This window comes from Streptomyces sp. NPDC047072, from assembly GCF_040643855.1.
Taxonomy (GTDB): Bacteria; Actinomycetota; Actinomycetes; order Streptomycetales; family Streptomycetaceae; genus Streptomyces.
The window spans coordinates 1-15,631 of sequence record NZ_JBEYVC010000040.1 but is presented as its reverse complement, the minus strand read 5'-3'; the positions used below and the strand labels follow the sequence as shown (position 1 = coordinate 15,631).

Sequence of the window (15,631 nt, the reverse complement as noted above, 5' to 3'; positions counted from 1 at the left end):
TCGTGAGACAGGAGTTCCCCGTGTCCCATCTCTCCCGACGCGCCGCCCTCAGACTGACCGCCGGTCTGGCGATCGGCGGCGCCCTGGCCGGTTGCGGGCGGAGCGGCGACACGGCCGCCGCCTCCGGCAGCGCGCAGAAGGTCGACGCCTCCCCGGCCACCGGCACCGTGAACGTCTGGGCCGCCCAGGGCGATGCCGACGTGCTCGGCAAGGTCGTCGAGCCCTTCAAGAAGGCCAACCCCGGCCTGGTCGTGAAGACCACGCTGATCCCCAACGGCGAGTACTACACCAAGCTCCAGGCGGCGATCGCCTCGGGCAGGGGACCGGACATCGCCCAGTTCTTCCCCGAGTCGCAGGCGCAGTTCCTGGACTCCTCGACCCTGCGGGCCGTGCCCGACGGTCTCGTCGATCCGGGCAGCTTCTTCAGCAGCCTCTGGGACGCCGGAGTCGTCGGCGACGTGGCGTACACGGTGCCCTGGTACGCGTACACCTACGCCCTCGTCTACCGCTCGGATCTGGCCAAGAAGGCGGGTGCCCAGGCACCGAAGAAGTGGGAGGAGATGACGCCGTTCCTGAAGGCGCTCCAGGGCGCGGGCGCCGCGCACGGCCTCGGCGCCGACATCGGGTGGGACATCTTCAACGGCCAGGATGTCGCCATGTACGCCTGGCAGGCCGGCGGCTCCCTCCTGAGCTCCGGGAACAGCGGGAGCGACGGGGCCAAGTGGACCCTCGACTCCCCGCAGCTGGTCGACGCCCTGAAGTACAACGCGTCCTTCTTCACCGAGGGCACCGCCGACCCGAGCGGCCCCACCTTCCTCGACGCCCAGCCGTACTTCGTCTCCGGCAAGACCGCCGCCATGATCACCGGCCCGTGGGTGATCGGCCAGCTCGACGCCGTCGCCAAGCAGAAGGGCTGGACGGCCTCGCACGTCGGCACCGCGCCCCTGCCCGCCGGAGCGGGCGGCAGCGTCTCCTTCTCCGCGGGCGGCAGCTGGGGCGTCCTCGCCGGCAGCGGCAACGCGGACGCCTCCTGGAAGCTCGTCCGGTACCTCGCCACCGCCGGGACCCAGGTCGCGCAGTACAAGGCGTACGGCTCCCTCCCGGCCGTCATCTCCGCCTGGGACGACTCCGCCATCAAGGGCCAGCCGCTCCTGGACGCCTTCTTCACCCAGCTGAAGAACACCCGCGCCTTCCCCCAGGTCGGCACCTGGCAGCAGGTCGCGACCCGGCTCGGCAAGGAGATGGAGGCCGTGGCCAAGGGCAAGGAGACCGCCGAGAAGGCCGCCGCGAACATCCAGGCGTACGCCGAGAGCGTCGGCACGGGCACGACATGACGGCGACTCTCGTACGAGGGGCTCCCGAGGCCGCCGCACCGGCACCGGCGACCCGCCACAGGGTGCGCCGCGGCCGCCGTACGGCCGTCGCGTGGCTGTTCCTCGCCCCCTTCGCCCTGCTCTTCCTCCTCTACACGGCGGTCCCCACCGTCGCCGCGCTCGGATTCAGCCTCACCGACCTGCGCGGCGCCGACCTGCGCACCCCGTTCGCGGTCAACTTCACCGGCCTCGACAACTACGTCCGGCTGTTCGAGGACGACAGCTTCCGCCGGGACCTGCTGAACACCGGGGTGTTCGTGGCCGTCGGCGTACCGCTGACCATGGGCGCCGGGTTCGCGCTGGCGCTCGCGCTGAACTCCGGGATCCGGCGGCTGCGCGGGGTCTTCCGTATGGTCTTCTTCGCGCCGGTCGTCACCAACGTCGTCGCCGTCGCGCTGATCTGGCAGTACGCCTTCAACACCGACGGCACCGTCAACAAGGTGCTCGGCGCGGTCGGCCTCGCCGGGCCCAACTGGCTCGACGACCCGAACCTCGCCATGCCGGTGGTCATCCTGCTCGGCGTCTGGCGCAACTTCGGCACCGCGATGGTGCTGTTCCTCGCCGGGCTCCAGGCCGTCCCGCGGGACGTGTACGAGGCCGCCGCCCTCGACGGCGCCGGGCGCCGGCGCCAACTCCGGTACATCACCCTGCCGTTGCTGCTGCCGACCACGCTCATGGTCTCCGTCCTGCTGACCGTCTTCTACCTCCAGGTCTTCGACGAGCCCTATCTCCTCACCGGCGGCGGCCCGTTGGGCTCCACCGAGTCCGTCGCGCTGTACACCTACCGGCAGTTCGGCGCGGGGGAGTTCGGGATGTCGTCGGCCGCGTCCTTCGTGATGCTGGTGCTGGTGGCCGTGGTCAGTCTCGTCCAGTTCAGGCTGCTGAGGTCCCGGACATGACCCGACGCCCCGCTCTCTACGGCGCGTTGGTCCTCTGCGCGCTGCTCACCCTGCTCCCCTTCGCCTGGGTGGCGAGCGGTTCGCTGCGCAGCCTCGACGAGATCCGCTCCGACCCCGGCGCCTGGATCCCCGCGCACCCGACCCTCGACAACTTCACCCGGCTCTTCGAGACGCAGGGCTTCGGCCGGTTCCTGGTCAACAGCGTCGTCGTCGCGGCGATCGTGGTCGTCGGCAACATCGTGGCCGCCTCGGCCGCCGGATACGCCCTCGCCAAGCTGGAGTTCGCGGGCAGGCGGCTCGCGTTCGGGGCGGTCATGGCGGCGCTGATGGTGCCGTTCACCGCGGTGTTCGTGCCGCAGTTCGTGATCACCGTCGATCTGGGGCTCGCGGACACCCTCACCGGGATCGCGCTGCCCGCCGCCGCGCTGCCGCTGTGCGTCTTCATCATGCGCCAGTACGCCCTGTCGGTCCCCGACGAGCTGCTGGAGGCGGCCCGTATCGACGGCGCGGGGGAGTTCCGGATCTTCTTCCGGATCTTCCTGCCGCTGGCCGGGCCCGCCGTCGCGACGATCACGATCATGTCGTTCCTCACCTCCTGGAACAACTTCATCTGGCCGCTGATCGTCGCCCAGAGCATGTCCACGTACACCCTGCCGGTCGGCCTCGCCGCCACCAGCCAGGCCGCGGCCCACGTCACCGACTACGGCCTGATGCTGGCCGGGGCGATCGTCGTGATGCTGCCGGTGCTGGTCCTCTTCCTGTTCCTGCAGCGGTACTTCGTGCAGGGCGTCGCCGGGACGGGCATGCGATGACCATGACGGAGACCTCGCTGCGCACCCCTGTCGGCACGGTCGTCGGACACCGAGTCGACGGCGTACGGCGGTACTTGGGCATCCCCTACGCGGAAGCGCCCATCGGCGTACGGCGGTTCGCCCCGCCCGTCCCCCGGGCGCCCTTCCGCCAGCCGTACGACGCGACCCGGCCCGGTCCGACCTCGCAGCGCGTCCCGCTGTTCGCCACGACGACCATCCCGGAGCCGTCGATACCGGGCGACGACGTGCTGAACGTCTCCGTGACGGTGCCCGAGGCGGACGGCTGCCCCGTCCTGGTCTGGATCCACGGCGGCGGCTTCCTCGCGGGAAGCCCGGCCAGCCCCTGGTACGACGGCCGTTCCTTCGCCCGCGCCGGCGTGGTCACCGTGACGGTCGGCTACCGCCTGGGCGTCGACGGGTTCGCCGTCCTGGACGGCGTCCCGCGCAACCTGGGCCTGCGGGACGTACTGCTCGCGCTCGACTGGGTCCAGGAGAACATCGCGGCGTTCGGCGGCGACCCGGCCCGGGTCACGGTGGCCGGGCAGTCGGCCGGGGGAGCGGCGGTACTGGCGCTGCTGTCGTCACCGGCGGCGCGGGGCCGATTCCGGCGGGCGGTGAGCATCTCGGGCGGCTTCTTCGAAGGCACGCACCCGGAAGTCGCCCGCCCGACACGGGAGTTCCTCGCTCGGCTCGGGCGCGCCCTCGCAGTACCGCCCACCCGCGCGGGCTTCGCGGACCGCACCCTGGAGCAACTCCAGCGCGCCGTCCTCGACCTGCGCGGCCCCGGCCCCCTGCCCCTCGGACCCTTCGTGGGCGACGACATCCTCCCGGTACCCGTCGCCGAGGGCCTCAAGGAGTACGGCCATGACGTCCCGCTCCTGCTCGGCGCGACCGGCGACGAGTTCGACGGCGACCGTACGCCGGCGGAGGAGCAGGGCGACGGCACCCGCCCGGCACCGGAGGACCGCTCGGCCGGCACGCACACCGCGCGGGCGGCCCGCGCCGCCGGCACCCGCCCCACCGACACCCTCTTCCGCGCCGTCTGCCCCCGCTCCGCGGCCGCCCGGCGCCACGCGTCCGCCGGTACCTGGCTGTACTCCTTCGAATGGCCCTCGCCCGTCCTCGGCGGCGCCGTCCACTGCGTCGACCTCCCCTTCTTCTTCGACCTCCTCGACGCCTCCGGCGTCCCCGAGGCCCTGGGCCCGAACCCGCCGACCGATCTCGCCACGAGGATGCACGCCGACCTCGTCGGATTCGTCCACGGCGAGACCCCGCCCTGGGACCGGGCCACCGGCACCCCCGGCGACCCGGCCCGCGAGTACGGCCGCCCCGGCGCACCCCTCGCCGCCGACACCCACGGCGTCTACGACCCCGTGACCCGGACCGAGGCGGCGCCATGGTGATGGCGGGGATGAACCAGAGCGCCGTACGACGCGTCAACACCTCCGTGATCCTGCGGGCGTTGGCGGTCTCCGCCGGTCCGCGCAAGCTCACCGAACTCGCCGGGCAGACGGGCCTGTCCCGCCGTACCGTCGAACTCGTCCTGGACTCGCTGGTCGAGGCGGGCTGGGTGACGGAGCTGGACCGCGTGCCGCTCAGCGGATCGGCGGGCCGTCCTGCCCGCCGCTACGAACTCCGTGCCGAACACGCCCTGTTGGCCGCCGCCCGGATCACCACCGCCGACGTGTCCGCGGTCGTCGCCGACGTGCGCGGCCGCATCCTCGGCCGGGCGCACCGGCCGCTGAAGGTCTACCAGGACCCGCGGGCCACTCTGGATGAGGTGGCGGACCTGGTCGGCCGGGCCCTGGACGACGCGGGCGGCACTCTCGACCGGGTGCGGGCCGGTGCCGTGGCGAGCGGTGGCGCCGTCGACGACGAGGGAGTCGTACGGCGTCTGGTGCACACCACCCGCTGGACGGACGTCCACCTCCCGGACGAACTCGCCCGCCGGGTCCCGGTGCCCTGGTTCGCCGACAACGACGCCAACCTCGGTGCGCTCGCGGAGCGTTGGCGAGGAGTGGCGACCGACCACGACAACGTGGTGTGGGCGATGCTCGGGAACCGCACCGGCCTCGGCATCCTCATCCGCGGGGCCGTGCACCGCGGACTCGACGGTGCGGCGGGCGAGATCGTGGAGGCGCCCTCGCTGGCGGTCGACTCGGTCGACGACCGGCCCATCGCCTGGCTCACCTCCCCGCTGCCCGCCCAACGCGCCGCCGCGCTCGCGCGGTTCGACGCGGCCCGCTCCGGTGACGCCGGCGCCCTCGCCGAGGTCGACGAACTCGTCGAGTACATCGCGTCGATCCTCACCACCCTGTCCTGGACGGTCGCCCCGTCGCTCTTCGTGCTCGGCGGCGGAGTGGAGGACGCGTCCGACGTCCTGCTGCCCCGCGTGCGCGCCGCGCTACGGGCCGCTCGGGCGCCCGAGGTCGACGTCCTGGCCACGGCCCTAGGCCACGACGCCCCGCTCGTCGGCGCCGTGAAGCTCGCCCTCGACCGCATGGACACCCAGCTCTTCGGCCCGCTCGCCCCGGGCACCTGACCTCCGGCCGCTCACTCGGGGCACTTGACCTACGACCCACACGCCCCCCACATCTCCCGTTCCTGGAGTCTGACTTGACGCACATCCCCCGCACCGACGTCCTCGTCGTGGGCAGCGGCATCATGGGCTCCGTTGTGGCCCGGCTGCTGCGCGAGGCCGACCCGGCGCTGCGCCTGACCATGGTCGACGGCGGCGCCCCGATCGGCGACGCGCCCGGCCTGCACCTGCACGACCTCGACGATCCCGACCTGTGGTCCCGCTACAACGAACAGGTCGCCACCGGCATCCAGGGCATGTACACCGGCGCCGAGGTGGTACGCGAAGTCCCGGACCACATCAGGGATTTGACGCCCGGCATGTTCCACGCGCTCGCCTTCGGCGAGGATGCCGAGGCCATGCCCCGGGCCGCGCTCGCCTGGAACGCCGGCGGCATGGGCGTGCACTGGACCGCCGCGACCCCGTGGCCCGCGGGCGACGAGGTGTTCGACTTCGGCGACCGCGGCCGCTGGACCGCCGACCTCGCCACCGCGCGCCGACTGCTCGCCGTCACCCCGGCCGCGATCGGCCCCACTGAGGTGGGCCACCTGGTCCTCGACGTGCTCCGCAGACGCTACGGCGGCATCGGCCCGTACGACCGCGTCCCGCAGCCCATGCCGATGGCCGTCACCGCCACCACCGAGGGCCCCCTGCCCCGCACCGCGCCCGGGACGATCTTCCCCACGCTCGCGGGCGGCGGCGACCCCGCCTTCACCCTGGTCACCGGCACCCTCGTGACCTCACTGATCACCGAGGGCGGCCGGGTCACCGGGGCTCACCTGCGCCGGGTCGCCGACGGCCACGAGTCCGAACTCCTCGCGGACACCGTGATCGTGTGCGCCGACGCCCTGCGCACCCCGCAGCTCCTCTACGCCTCCGGCATCCGCCCGCGGGCTCTCGGTACCCACCTCAACGAGCACGCCTTCATCACCGCCCGCGTCCTGCTCGACCTCGACCGCCACGGCCTCGACCTCGCCGACCTGCCCCTCCCGCGCCCCGGCGAGTTCAGCACCGACTCGCTCTGGCTGCCCCGCAACGGACCCGCCCAGCCCTTCCACGGCCAGATCATGAACCGCACCTACGTCGACGAGGGCGGCCGCCCCCTCGCCCACTCCGTCGGCCTCTCGCTGTACGTCCCCGTCGAGTCCCGGCCCGAGAACCGGCTGGTGTTCTCGCCGACCGAGACCGACCTCGCCGGACTGCCCCGGATCCGCGTCGAGTTCGGGTACTCCGCCACCGACCGGGCGCTGATCGAACGCGGGCTCGCCGAAGTCCGTTCACTGGCCGAGGAGTTCGGGCCCTTCGACCCGGAGACCGAGTCGGCCCTGTTGCCGCCGGGTTCGTCCCTGCACCTCACGGGTACTGTCCGCGCCGGTGAAGCCGACGACGGCACCACCGTGTGCGACCCGGACGGCAGGGTCTGGGGCCACGACAACCTGTACCTGGCCGGCAACGGCGTCGTCCCCACCGCGATGGCCGCCAACGTCACCCTGACGGGCACGGTCACCGCGATCCGCGCGGCCCGCGCCGTCGCCGTACGCCACAGTGCGCTCGCCGCACGGTGACCGACCCCATGGAGAGAGACACATGATCGACATCGCCAAGGAGTACCGCGTGGCGCTGCCCGCGTGGATCGACGACGAACTCGCCGACGTGCCGGGTGTGTTGCCCGGTGCCGAGGACCGGATGCGCCTGGTGCACCGGCTCGCCGACCGCAACTGGCGGGAGGGCAACGGCGGTCCGTTCGCCGCGCTCGTCGCCGAGCGGGACACCGGCCGGATCGTCTCGGTCGGCGTGAACGTCGTCCTCGCCAGCGGGATCTCCAGCGCCCACGCCGAGGTCGTCGCCCTGGGACTCGCCCAGGTGGCCACCGGCGGCTGGGACCTCGGCGCCGAGGGGCTGCCGCCGCTGGAACTCGTCGTCAACTGGCGGCCCTGCGTGCAGTGTTACGGCGCCACCCTGTGGTCCGGGGTGCGCGGACTGGTGGTCGCGGGGGAGGGGCCGGAGCTGGAGGAGATCACCACCTTCGACGAGGGGCCGTCGCGCGCCGACTGGGCCGAGCAGTTCGAGGAGCGCGGCATCGAGGTCGTCCACGACGTGCTCCGGGACGAGGCGCTCGCCGTCTTCCACAACTACCGCAAGGCGGTTGACGAGTCCGACGACGTCGTCGTCTACAACGCGCGCGGAGGCGCCGAATGACCCCCCGGTTCGCCACGGACGTCATCACCTTCTACCACCCCGGCTTCTGGGGCCTGGAGTCCGCCGAGGCGGTCCGCGACTGGGCCGCCCGGCACCCGGACGTCTTCTGGGAACGGGTGATGTACACCCTGGCGGAGACCGACGTCACCGGCATCGAGCTGACGTTCGCGCCCGGCGACCTCGACTCGGCGCTGCGGGCCTTCGGGAGCGCCGACGGCTTCCGCCGCGAACTCGCGGGCCGGGGACTGGCGGTGGTCAGCGCCTTCGTCGCCGACAGCGACGCCCCCGACTGGCGGCACGACGCCGACCTCCCCGCGATCGTCGCCGACGCCGAGCGCCGCGCCGCCTTCCTCGCCGCGACCGGCGCCGAACTCCTCGTCACCGGGCTGCCGATGCGCACCACCTTCGGCACCCGGCCGCCCTTCTTCGTCGACGCCGGCTACCTGGGCCGGATGGCCGACATCGCCCACGCGGTCGGCGAGGCCGTCGCCCGCCACGGGGTGAAGCTCGCCTTCCACACCGAGTCCCACAGCACGCTCTGGTACGAGCGGGACATCGACCTGTTCATGGCGCTGACCGACCCGCGCTACGTCTGGCTGTGCCCTGACTCCTGCCACATCGCCCTCGGCGGCGGCGACCCCGTGGCCGTCGCCCGCAGACACGCCCCGCGGATCGCGCTGGCCCACTGGAAGGACGCCGTCGGGCCGATCGACGTCCACCTCACCATCGACGACACGATCTACGCCCGCCAGCAGCCCTACATGACCGAGCTGGGCACCGGGATCGTCGACTGGAGCGGCTGGGCCGACGCGATGTCCCGCACGCCCGGCGCCGGCACGATCCTCATCGAGCTGGACGAGGCGGCCGATCCGGTGGCCGCGCTCAAGGCGTGCACGACCGTGGCGAGGGCCGCCCTGCTCTGAGGCCTGAACAGGGCCTGCGTCAACAGGGCTTGCGCCACGCCCCCAGCTCCAGCTTCTTGCTCATGGAGGACAGCTTCAGCCGGCGGGACTGCGCGCAGAACTCGCTGTTCGGCACCTCGTACTCGACGTGGAACACGGCCTTGCCCGCCTTGACGAACGGGCTCAGCGCCTCGCACTCGTCGTACTTCGCGCACTCCTCGTTGACCGCGAAGTCGAAGTGCCGCAGCAGCTGCGGGATCTGGTCGAGGTCGTTCTTGAGACCCACGGCCAGGCCCCGGTCGTGCGCGAGGTCGGCGATCATACGGTTGTAGGCGAGCTGGTCGGCCGCGCTCAGTGGGAAGCCTGTGTCGTTGGCGTACCCGTCCACCAGGTCGGGCTCCACGGCGTCGAACCCCTTGGCACGGCACATGTCCATCCGCTCGGCCATGATCGGCCGCAGCACGTTCCGGCGCCGGATGTCCAGCCAGCGCTCGCCCTCCCAGCCGTTGGAGTCACCGAGCACCGACCTGGGGAAGGCGCCCTTGTCCGGGCGGAAGTCCTCCCAGGCACCGACGTTGATGTAGCAGACGACCTTGCGGCCGTCGCGGTGCAGCCGGTCCACGGTCGCCTTCGAGTTCTCGACGCCGTCGATGTCGTAGACGGCCACGTCGACGGAGGTGTCCAGCTTCCCGTCGAGCTGCCACTGCCAGCTCAGCCCCGGGCGGGGCTGCCAACGCGCCGTGCGGGCGCCGCCTGCCGGGGTGCCGGACCGCTTCCTGCCGGAGGTGGCCGAAGAGCCCGTATCGCCCGATCCGGCCGAAGGACTCGCCGCGCGAGAAGGGCTCGAAGCACCGGAGGGACTCGGACTGCCCGAAGCGCTCGGGGAGGCGGAGACGGACGGCGACGGTGTGCCGCTCCCGACCGCCGCCGTGGGGCGCCCGGACGCCTTCACCGACGGGGACGGACCACCGTCCGCCCGGGAACCGCCCCCCGATCCCGAACACCCGGCCAGCGTCAGGGCCGCCAGCACTCCGCACACCATCGCGGTATGTCTCATCGCTCTTACTCCGTCACATCAGGTCCCCCACCGAAACGGCCCGACGGGTGCCGAGGGTTCAGTTGGGTCGCCCTTTACCCGCCCACCTCACGTACTCCCGACTTTCACACAGGCGCCACCGGACCCTTCCCTGACGTTCGTCGCCCTTGGAAAACTCGCAGCGCGCACCTTCCGCCCCATTCCGGCCACCGATGCGCAGGATGAGAGGTCACCCACCCCATGCCCGACGTCAACCGGCGCAGATTCCTCCAAGTCGCGGGCGCCACCACGGCCTTCACGGCTCTGTCCAACAGCATCCAGCGCGCGGCCGCCCTCCCGGCAAACCACCGCACGGGAACCATCGAGGACGTCGAGCACATCGTCGTCCTGATGCAGGAGAACCGGTCCTTCGACCACTACTTCGGCTCCCTCCGCGGGGTCCGCGGCTTCGGCGACCCGCACCCGGTGACGCTCCAGAACGGCAAGCAGGTCTGGCAGCAGCAGGACGCGAACGGCAAGGAGATCCTGCCCTTCCGCCCCGACGTCGACGACCTGGGCATGCAGTTCGTGCAGGACCTCCCGCACGGCTGGAACGACGGCCATGCGGCCTTCGACGGCGGCAAGTACGACAAGTGGGTCCCGAACAAGGGCACCACGACCATGGCGTACCTGACCCGCGAGGACATCCCCTTCCACTACGCCCTCGCCGACTCGTTCACCATCTGCGACGCCTACCACTGCTCGTTCATCGGCTCCACCGACCCGAACCGCTACTACATGTGGACGGGCTACACCGGCAACGACGGCCAGGGCGGCGGCCCGGTCCTCGGCAACGACGAGGTCGGCTACGGCTGGACCACCTACCCCGAGCGCCTGGAGAAGGCCGGGGTCTCCTGGAAGATCTACCAGGACGTCGGCGACGGCCTCGACGCGAACGGCAGTTGGGGCTGGATCCAGGACGCCTACCGCGGCAACTACGGCGACAACTCGCTGCTCTACTTCAACCAGTACCGGAACGCCAAGCCCGGCGACCCGCTGTACGACAAGGCCCGCACAGGCACCGACTACACCAAGGGCGAGGGCTACTTCGACCAGCTGAAGGCGGACGTGAAGGCCGGGAAGCTGCCCAAGGTCTCCTGGATCGTCGCCCCCGAGGCCTTCACCGAGCACCCCAACTGGCCCGCCAACTACGGCGCCTGGTACGTCGCCCAGGTCCTCGACGCGCTCACCTCGGACCCGAAGGTGTGGGCGAAGACGGCGCTGTTCATCACGTACGACGAGAACGACGGCTTCTTCGACCACCTGGTCCCGCCGTTCCCGCCCGCCTCCGCCGAGCAGGGCAAGTCGACGGTCGACCCCTCGCTGGACCTCTTCAAGGGCGACAGCGGCCATGTCGCGGGCCCGTACGGCCTCGGCCAGCGCGTCCCCATGCTCGTCGTCTCGCCCTGGAGCAAGGGCGGTTACGTCTGCTCCGAGACGCTCGACCACACCTCGATCATCCGGTTCATCGAGAAGCGCTTCGGGGTGCACGAGCCGAACATCTCGCCCTGGCGGCGCGCGGTCTGCGGCGACCTGACCGCCGCCTTCGACTTCTCCCGCACCGACACCAAGCCGGTCGCCCTGCCGGACACCGACGGCTACGAGCCCCCGGACCGCGAGCGCCACCCCGACTACGTGCCCACCCCGCCCGCCAAGGGCGTCCTGCCCAAGCAGGAGCGCGGCCTGCGCCTGGCCCGCCCGCTCAAGTACGCCCCGCACGTGGACGCCTCGGTGGACGCCAAGGCGGGCAAGCTCACGCTCACCTTCGCCTCCGGAGCCAAGGCGGGCGCCGCCTTCCTGGTGACCTCCGGCAACCGCACCGACGGGCCCTGGAGCTACACCACCGAGGCCGGCAGGACGGTCGCGGACACCTGGAACTCGGCGTACTCGAAGGGGTCGTACGACCTCACCGTGCACGGCCCCAACGGCTTCCTGCGCGTCTTCCAGGGCCCGAACAAGGTGGCCGGACCCGAGGTCACCGCCCGCCACAGCGGCGACGACCTGGAGCTGACCCTCACCAACAAGGGCTCCGGCACGGTCCGTCTGAAGGCGGTCAACGGGTACGGCGGCCGGCCGAAGGTCTTCACCGTGCGGCCCGGCACCACCGTCCGGCACACCTTCGACCTCGGCGCGAGCCGTCGCTGGTACGACCTGACCGTCACCTCGGAGTCGGACCCCGCGTTCCTGCGGCGATTCGCCGGACATGTCGAGAACGGGCGCCCCGGGGTCAGCGACCCGTCCGTAATCACCGAGTAAAGCCGGGACGAGCGCCACCTTCGGGGTGGCCGGATCGCGATGGTCCCGGGGTAGTGTGCCCCGGTGACCACGCATTCGAACACACCTGCTGGCTGGTACCCCGATCCGCACGGAGCGCCGCAGACGCTCCGCTACTGGGACGGCGCTCAGTGGACCCAGAACACGCACGCGGACCAGGGGCAGACAGCGGCTCCGGCGCAGCCTCCGCAGATGCCGCAGCAGGCCGCCGGGCCCGACCCGCGGGTCCAGCGGCAGGTGCAGCAGCAGGCCGGGGTCGCGCCGAGCGGTGCCGGTGGCGGTTCGCTCTTCACCGAGCCGGTGCTGGTGGTGAACCAGAAGGCCAAGCTGATCGAGCTGACCAACGAGTACAAGGTCATGGACCAGAACGGCAACCAGCTCGGCTCGGTGACCGAGGTCGGGCAGAGCGCGCTGAAGAAAGCGCTGCGGTTCGTCTCCAGCTTCGACCAGTTCATGACCCACCGGCTGGAGATCCGGGACGCCCACGGTCAGCCGGTGCTGATGCTGACCCGGCCCGCGAAGTTCCTCAAGTCCCGGGTGATCGTGTCCCGTCCGGACGGTTCGCAGGTCGGCGAGATCGTCCAGCAGAACATGATCGGGAAGATCAACTTCGCGATGAACGTCGACGGGCAGCAGGTCGGGGCGATCAAGGCGGAGAACTGGCGGGCCTGGAACTTCGCGATCGTCGACCACACGGAGAACGAGGTCGCCCGGATCACGAAGACGTGGGAGGGCCTCGCCAAGACGATGTTCACCACGGCCGACAACTACGTCCTGCAGATCCACTACCGGCTTCCCGAGCCGCTGCTGAGCCTGGTCGTCGCGACCGCCCTGACCGTCGACACGGCCCTGAAGCAGGACTCCCGCGGCCTCGGATAGCCCTCACAGCGGGGTGAGGTGCCCCGGATCCACCGGCTGCCTCGGGACCAACGCCGGTTCCGGGGTGGCCGTTTCCGGCTTCAGGGCCAGGACCGCCGCCACCGGGTGCTCCTCCTCGACCGGCACCGGCGTCGCCCGGGTCAGCAGCACCACGCCCCACGCGGCGAGGCCCGCGCCCGCGAGGGCCAGCAGCACTCCCGCCGCCCCGCCGCGCAGTCCCTGTCCGAGCAGGGTCAGTCCGATCACCGAGGCCGCCACCGGGTTGGACAGGGTCACCACCGCGAGCGGGGCGCCGAGGCCACCCTTGTACGCCGTCTGGGACAGGAACAGGCCGCCCACGGCGAACGCGGCCACCAGGACCGCCACCAGCACGACCTGGAGGCCGATCACCGATCCGGAGCGGTCGGTCGCGGCCACCGTGACGGTCTGGGTGAGCGCCGAGGCCACGCCCGAGGCGAAGCCGGACGCGGTGGCGTGCCGCAGCCCGGGCCGGGTGCCCGGCCGGGACAGCAGCCCGATCAGTGCGGCCGTGGCACCGGCCACCGTCACCGCCTCGGTGAGGCTCAGGACCTGGTCGGGGGCCGACCCGGACGCGGTGAGCAGAAGCGCGGCCAGACCCGCCAGCGTCAGCGCGGTGCCCCGCCATTCCGTGGCGCTCACCTTGCGTCCGGCCACCCGCGCCCCCATCGGCACCGCGGCGACCAGCGTGAGCGCGCCGAGCGGTTGTACGACGGTCAGCGGGCCGTACTTGAGGGCCACCACGTGCAGCAGGGCCGCGCCGGCGTTGAGCCCGACCGAGGCCCACCAGGCGCCCGCGCCCAGCAGCCGCAGCGTGCCGGTCTCGGCGCTGCGGGCGGCGAGACGCTCCTGGGCGACGGCCGCGGCCGCGTAGGCGACGGCGGAGACCAGGGAGAGCGCGACGGCGATCAGGGTGGCGGTCATCGGCCCGCTCCGACCAGGACGTTCTCGTCGGCGGGCGCCAGGGCCTCCTGGGTGCGCCCGGCCGTGGTGACCGTGCGAACGGGCCGGTGGATCACGGCGAGCGCGACACCGAGCATCGCGGTCGCGACGATCGCGTCGAGCCAGTAGTGGTTCGCGGTGCCGACGATCACCAGCAGCGTGATCGCCGGGTGCAGCAGCCACAGCCAGCGCCGGCGCGAGCGGGTCGCCGCGATCAGGCCGACCGCCACCATCAGGGCCCAGCCGAAGTGCAGCGACGGCATCGCCGCGAACTGGTTGGAGAGGTGGTCCGAGGAGGGCGGGCCGTACACCGAGGGGCCGTACACCCGGGCGGTGTCGACCAGGCCTGTGGCGGCCAGCATCCGCGGCGGGGCCAGCGGGAAGACGAAGGGCAGCACCAGGGCCGCGGAGGTGAGGGTGGCGAGGACCCGGCGGGCCCACACGTAGTGCGCGGGGCGGCGCAGGTACAGCCAGACCAGGAAGGCCACGGTCGCCGGGAAGTGGACGGTGGCGTAGTAGGTGTTCGCCAGCCGCGCCAGGGTGTCGCCGTGCAGCAGCAGGGACTGGACCGAGCCCTCGCCGGGCAGGTGGACCGCTCGTTCGAAGTCCCACACGCGGTGCGCGTTGTGGAGGGCTTCGCCGGTGTGGCCCGTGGCCAGTTGCCGGCCCAGTTTGTAGACGAGGAAGAGCCCTGCGACGAGCAGGAGCTCACGGAGAAGCGGAGGCCGCGCTATCGCGCCGGTCTTTCCTTCTGCAGGCTCGGTGCGGGCATTCATCCCCCGGCCCTTTCGCTGACGGTGGTGCGTGCGGTGGTACGAGTCGAGACCGCTGGCGTGGCCGGAACTCATCGGTGCGCCTCACGAAACGAAGGCGTTCCGATACGCCAGTGTACCGATACGGAAGCGTTCCGGTACACTGGCGTATCGATTGAGGTACGCCACACTGGGTCCAGGGAATAAACCGAGACCGGAGAGAAGGAGAAGAGCCGATGACGTCGCAGGCAGCGGAGGGACCGGAGACGGTCGCCGCCTCGCGCCGCTCCAAGATCACGCCCGAGCGTGAGCAGGAGTTCTTCGACGCCGTGCTCGACCAGATCCGCGAGTGCGGATACGAAGCCGTGACCATGGAGGGCGTCGCCTCCAGCACCCGCTGCAGCAAGTCCACCCTGTACCGGCAGTGGAAGACGAAGCCCCAGTTCGTGGTGGCCGCGCTGCGCTCGCGCCGCCGGTCCAAGTTCGACGGCATCGACACCGGATCACTCGCGGACGACCTGCGCGAGGTCGCGCGGGCCGCCGGCCGGTGGTCGACCAACGACACCAAGCTGCTCTCGGCGCTCGGCCACGCCGTCACCCAGGACGCCGAACTCGCGCAGGCCCTCAGGGAGGCGCTGGTGGAGCCGGAGATCGCCGCGCTGCGCCAGATCCTGCGGCGCGGGGTCGACCGCGGCGAGATCGTCGCCGCGCACCCGGCGCTGGAGTTCATCCCCGCGCAGATGTTCGGTGTGATCCGCGCCCGTCCCGTGGTGGACGCGGAGTACGCCGACCCGGACTACCTGGTCCGCTTCGTGGAGGCCGCCGTGCTGCCGGCGCTCGGCCTCACCTGAGACCGGACCGGCGTCCCCGGGATGACGGGACGACGGTCCGACCGCGCCGCACCGTGGGGACGGGGGCGGCGCGCACC

14 protein-coding genes are annotated in these 15,631 nt (G+C 71.9%); 11 read left to right on the top strand and 3 right to left on the bottom strand.

Features of this window, described 5'->3' with window-relative positions:
* Nucleotides 1–20: 20 nt before the first annotated feature.
* From ABZ896_RS19305 to ABZ896_RS19270, 8 genes are all read left to right on the top strand, one after another.
* A complete protein-coding gene (locus tag ABZ896_RS19305; RefSeq protein WP_360929987.1) occupies nucleotides 21–1,334 on the top strand; it encodes an extracellular solute-binding protein in 1,314 nt (437 codons plus the stop codon).
* Nucleotides 1,331–2,272: a sugar ABC transporter permease gene (locus ABZ896_RS19300; RefSeq protein ID WP_360929984.1), complete on the top strand. Its 942-nt coding sequence runs from the start codon at nucleotides 1,331–1,333 to the stop codon at nucleotides 2,270–2,272. The genes ABZ896_RS19305 and ABZ896_RS19300 overlap by 4 nt, the downstream gene beginning before the upstream one ends.
* Nucleotides 2,269–3,084 carry a carbohydrate ABC transporter permease gene (locus tag ABZ896_RS19295; RefSeq protein WP_360929981.1) on the top strand — a complete coding sequence of 272 codons (816 nt, stop codon included), beginning with the start codon at nucleotides 2,269–2,271 and terminating at the stop codon, nucleotides 3,082–3,084. The genes ABZ896_RS19300 and ABZ896_RS19295 overlap by 4 nt, the downstream gene beginning before the upstream one ends.
* A complete protein-coding gene (locus tag ABZ896_RS19290; RefSeq protein ID WP_360929978.1) occupies nucleotides 3,081–4,487 on the top strand; it encodes a carboxylesterase family protein in 1,407 nt (468 codons plus the stop codon). Before ABZ896_RS19295 ends, ABZ896_RS19290 begins: the two co-directional genes overlap by 4 nt.
* Nucleotides 4,481–5,626 carry an ROK family protein gene (locus tag ABZ896_RS19285; protein ID WP_360929975.1) on the top strand — a complete coding sequence of 382 codons (1,146 nt, stop codon included), beginning with the start codon at nucleotides 4,481–4,483 and terminating at the stop codon, nucleotides 5,624–5,626. Before ABZ896_RS19290 ends, ABZ896_RS19285 begins: the two co-directional genes overlap by 7 nt.
* Before the next feature lie 74 nt (nucleotides 5,627–5,700).
* Nucleotides 5,701–7,227, top strand: coding sequence for a GMC oxidoreductase (locus tag ABZ896_RS19280; RefSeq protein ID WP_360929972.1), 1,527 nt, complete (start codon nucleotides 5,701–5,703; stop codon nucleotides 7,225–7,227).
* Between the two features lie 22 nt (nucleotides 7,228–7,249).
* Nucleotides 7,250–7,861, top strand: coding sequence for a nucleoside deaminase (locus tag ABZ896_RS19275; protein WP_360929969.1), 612 nt, complete (start codon nucleotides 7,250–7,252; stop codon nucleotides 7,859–7,861).
* Nucleotides 7,858–8,784, top strand: a complete 927-nt coding sequence (locus ABZ896_RS19270; RefSeq protein ID WP_360929966.1) for a sugar phosphate isomerase/epimerase — start codon at nucleotides 7,858–7,860, stop codon at nucleotides 8,782–8,784. Before ABZ896_RS19275 ends, ABZ896_RS19270 begins: the two co-directional genes overlap by 4 nt.
* Before the next feature lie 19 nt (nucleotides 8,785–8,803).
* On the opposite strand, the gene ABZ896_RS19265 is transcribed toward ABZ896_RS19270, so the two are convergent.
* Complete coding sequence (locus tag ABZ896_RS19265; RefSeq protein ID WP_360930118.1) at nucleotides 8,804–9,715, bottom strand: endo alpha-1,4 polygalactosaminidase; 912 nt, start codon at nucleotides 9,713–9,715, stop codon at nucleotides 8,804–8,806.
* Between the two features lie 324 nt (nucleotides 9,716–10,039).
* Here ABZ896_RS19265 and ABZ896_RS19260 point away from each other — a divergent pair, with 324 nt between their 5' ends.
* Both ABZ896_RS19260 and ABZ896_RS19255 read left to right on the top strand, forming a co-directional pair.
* Nucleotides 10,040–12,094: a phosphocholine-specific phospholipase C gene (locus ABZ896_RS19260; protein ID WP_360929963.1), complete on the top strand. Its 2,055-nt coding sequence runs from the start codon at nucleotides 10,040–10,042 to the stop codon at nucleotides 12,092–12,094.
* A gap of 63 nt (nucleotides 12,095–12,157) precedes the next feature.
* On the top strand, nucleotides 12,158–12,991 hold the full coding sequence (locus ABZ896_RS19255; RefSeq protein WP_360929960.1) for a phospholipid scramblase-related protein: 834 nt from the start codon (nucleotides 12,158–12,160) through the stop codon (nucleotides 12,989–12,991).
* A 3-nt stretch (nucleotides 12,992–12,994) separates the two neighbouring features.
* On the opposite strand, the gene ABZ896_RS19250 is transcribed toward ABZ896_RS19255, so the two are convergent.
* The gene (locus tag ABZ896_RS19250; protein ID WP_360929957.1) at nucleotides 12,995–13,933 is read right to left on the bottom strand and encodes a hypothetical protein; all 939 of its coding nucleotides are present in this window, start codon (nucleotides 13,931–13,933) and stop codon (nucleotides 12,995–12,997) included.
* Complete coding sequence (locus ABZ896_RS19245; protein ID WP_360929954.1) at nucleotides 13,930–14,727, bottom strand: phosphatase PAP2 family protein; 798 nt, start codon at nucleotides 14,725–14,727, stop codon at nucleotides 13,930–13,932. Before ABZ896_RS19245 ends, ABZ896_RS19250 begins: the two co-directional genes overlap by 4 nt.
* Before the next feature lie 212 nt (nucleotides 14,728–14,939).
* Between ABZ896_RS19245 and ABZ896_RS19240 the strand changes: the two genes are divergently transcribed.
* Complete coding sequence (locus ABZ896_RS19240; RefSeq protein ID WP_360929951.1) at nucleotides 14,940–15,554, top strand: TetR/AcrR family transcriptional regulator C-terminal ligand-binding domain-containing protein; 615 nt, start codon at nucleotides 14,940–14,942, stop codon at nucleotides 15,552–15,554.
* The last annotated feature ends 77 nt before the right edge of the window (nucleotides 15,555–15,631 follow it).

What these genes read in the sequence shown, in the direction of transcription:
- ABZ896_RS19300 (WP_360929984.1), top strand. Translation starts at nt 1,331, where the DNA reads ATGACGGCGACTCTCGTACGAGGGGCTCCCGAGGCCGCCGCACCGGCA.
- ABZ896_RS19295 (WP_360929981.1), top strand. Translation starts at nt 2,269, where the DNA reads ATGACCCGACGCCCCGCTCTCTACGGCGCGTTGGTCCTCTGCGCGCTG.
- ABZ896_RS19290 (WP_360929978.1), top strand. Translation starts at nt 3,081, where the DNA reads ATGACCATGACGGAGACCTCGCTGCGCACCCCTGTCGGCACGGTCGTC.
- ABZ896_RS19285 (WP_360929975.1), top strand. Translation starts at nt 4,481, where the DNA reads ATGGTGATGGCGGGGATGAACCAGAGCGCCGTACGACGCGTCAACACC.
- ABZ896_RS19275 (WP_360929969.1), top strand. Translation starts at nt 7,250, where the DNA reads ATGATCGACATCGCCAAGGAGTACCGCGTGGCGCTGCCCGCGTGGATC.
- ABZ896_RS19270 (WP_360929966.1), top strand. Translation starts at nt 7,858, where the DNA reads ATGACCCCCCGGTTCGCCACGGACGTCATCACCTTCTACCACCCCGGC.
- ABZ896_RS19260 (WP_360929963.1), top strand. Translation starts at nt 10,040, where the DNA reads ATGCCCGACGTCAACCGGCGCAGATTCCTCCAAGTCGCGGGCGCCACC.
- ABZ896_RS19250 (WP_360929957.1), bottom strand. Translation starts at nt 13,933, where the DNA reads ATGACCGCCACCCTGATCGCCGTCGCGCTCTCCCTGGTCTCCGCCGTC.
- ABZ896_RS19245 (WP_360929954.1), bottom strand. Translation starts at nt 14,727, where the DNA reads ATGAATGCCCGCACCGAGCCTGCAGAAGGAAAGACCGGCGCGATAGCG.
- ABZ896_RS19240 (WP_360929951.1), top strand. Translation starts at nt 14,940, where the DNA reads ATGACGTCGCAGGCAGCGGAGGGACCGGAGACGGTCGCCGCCTCGCGC.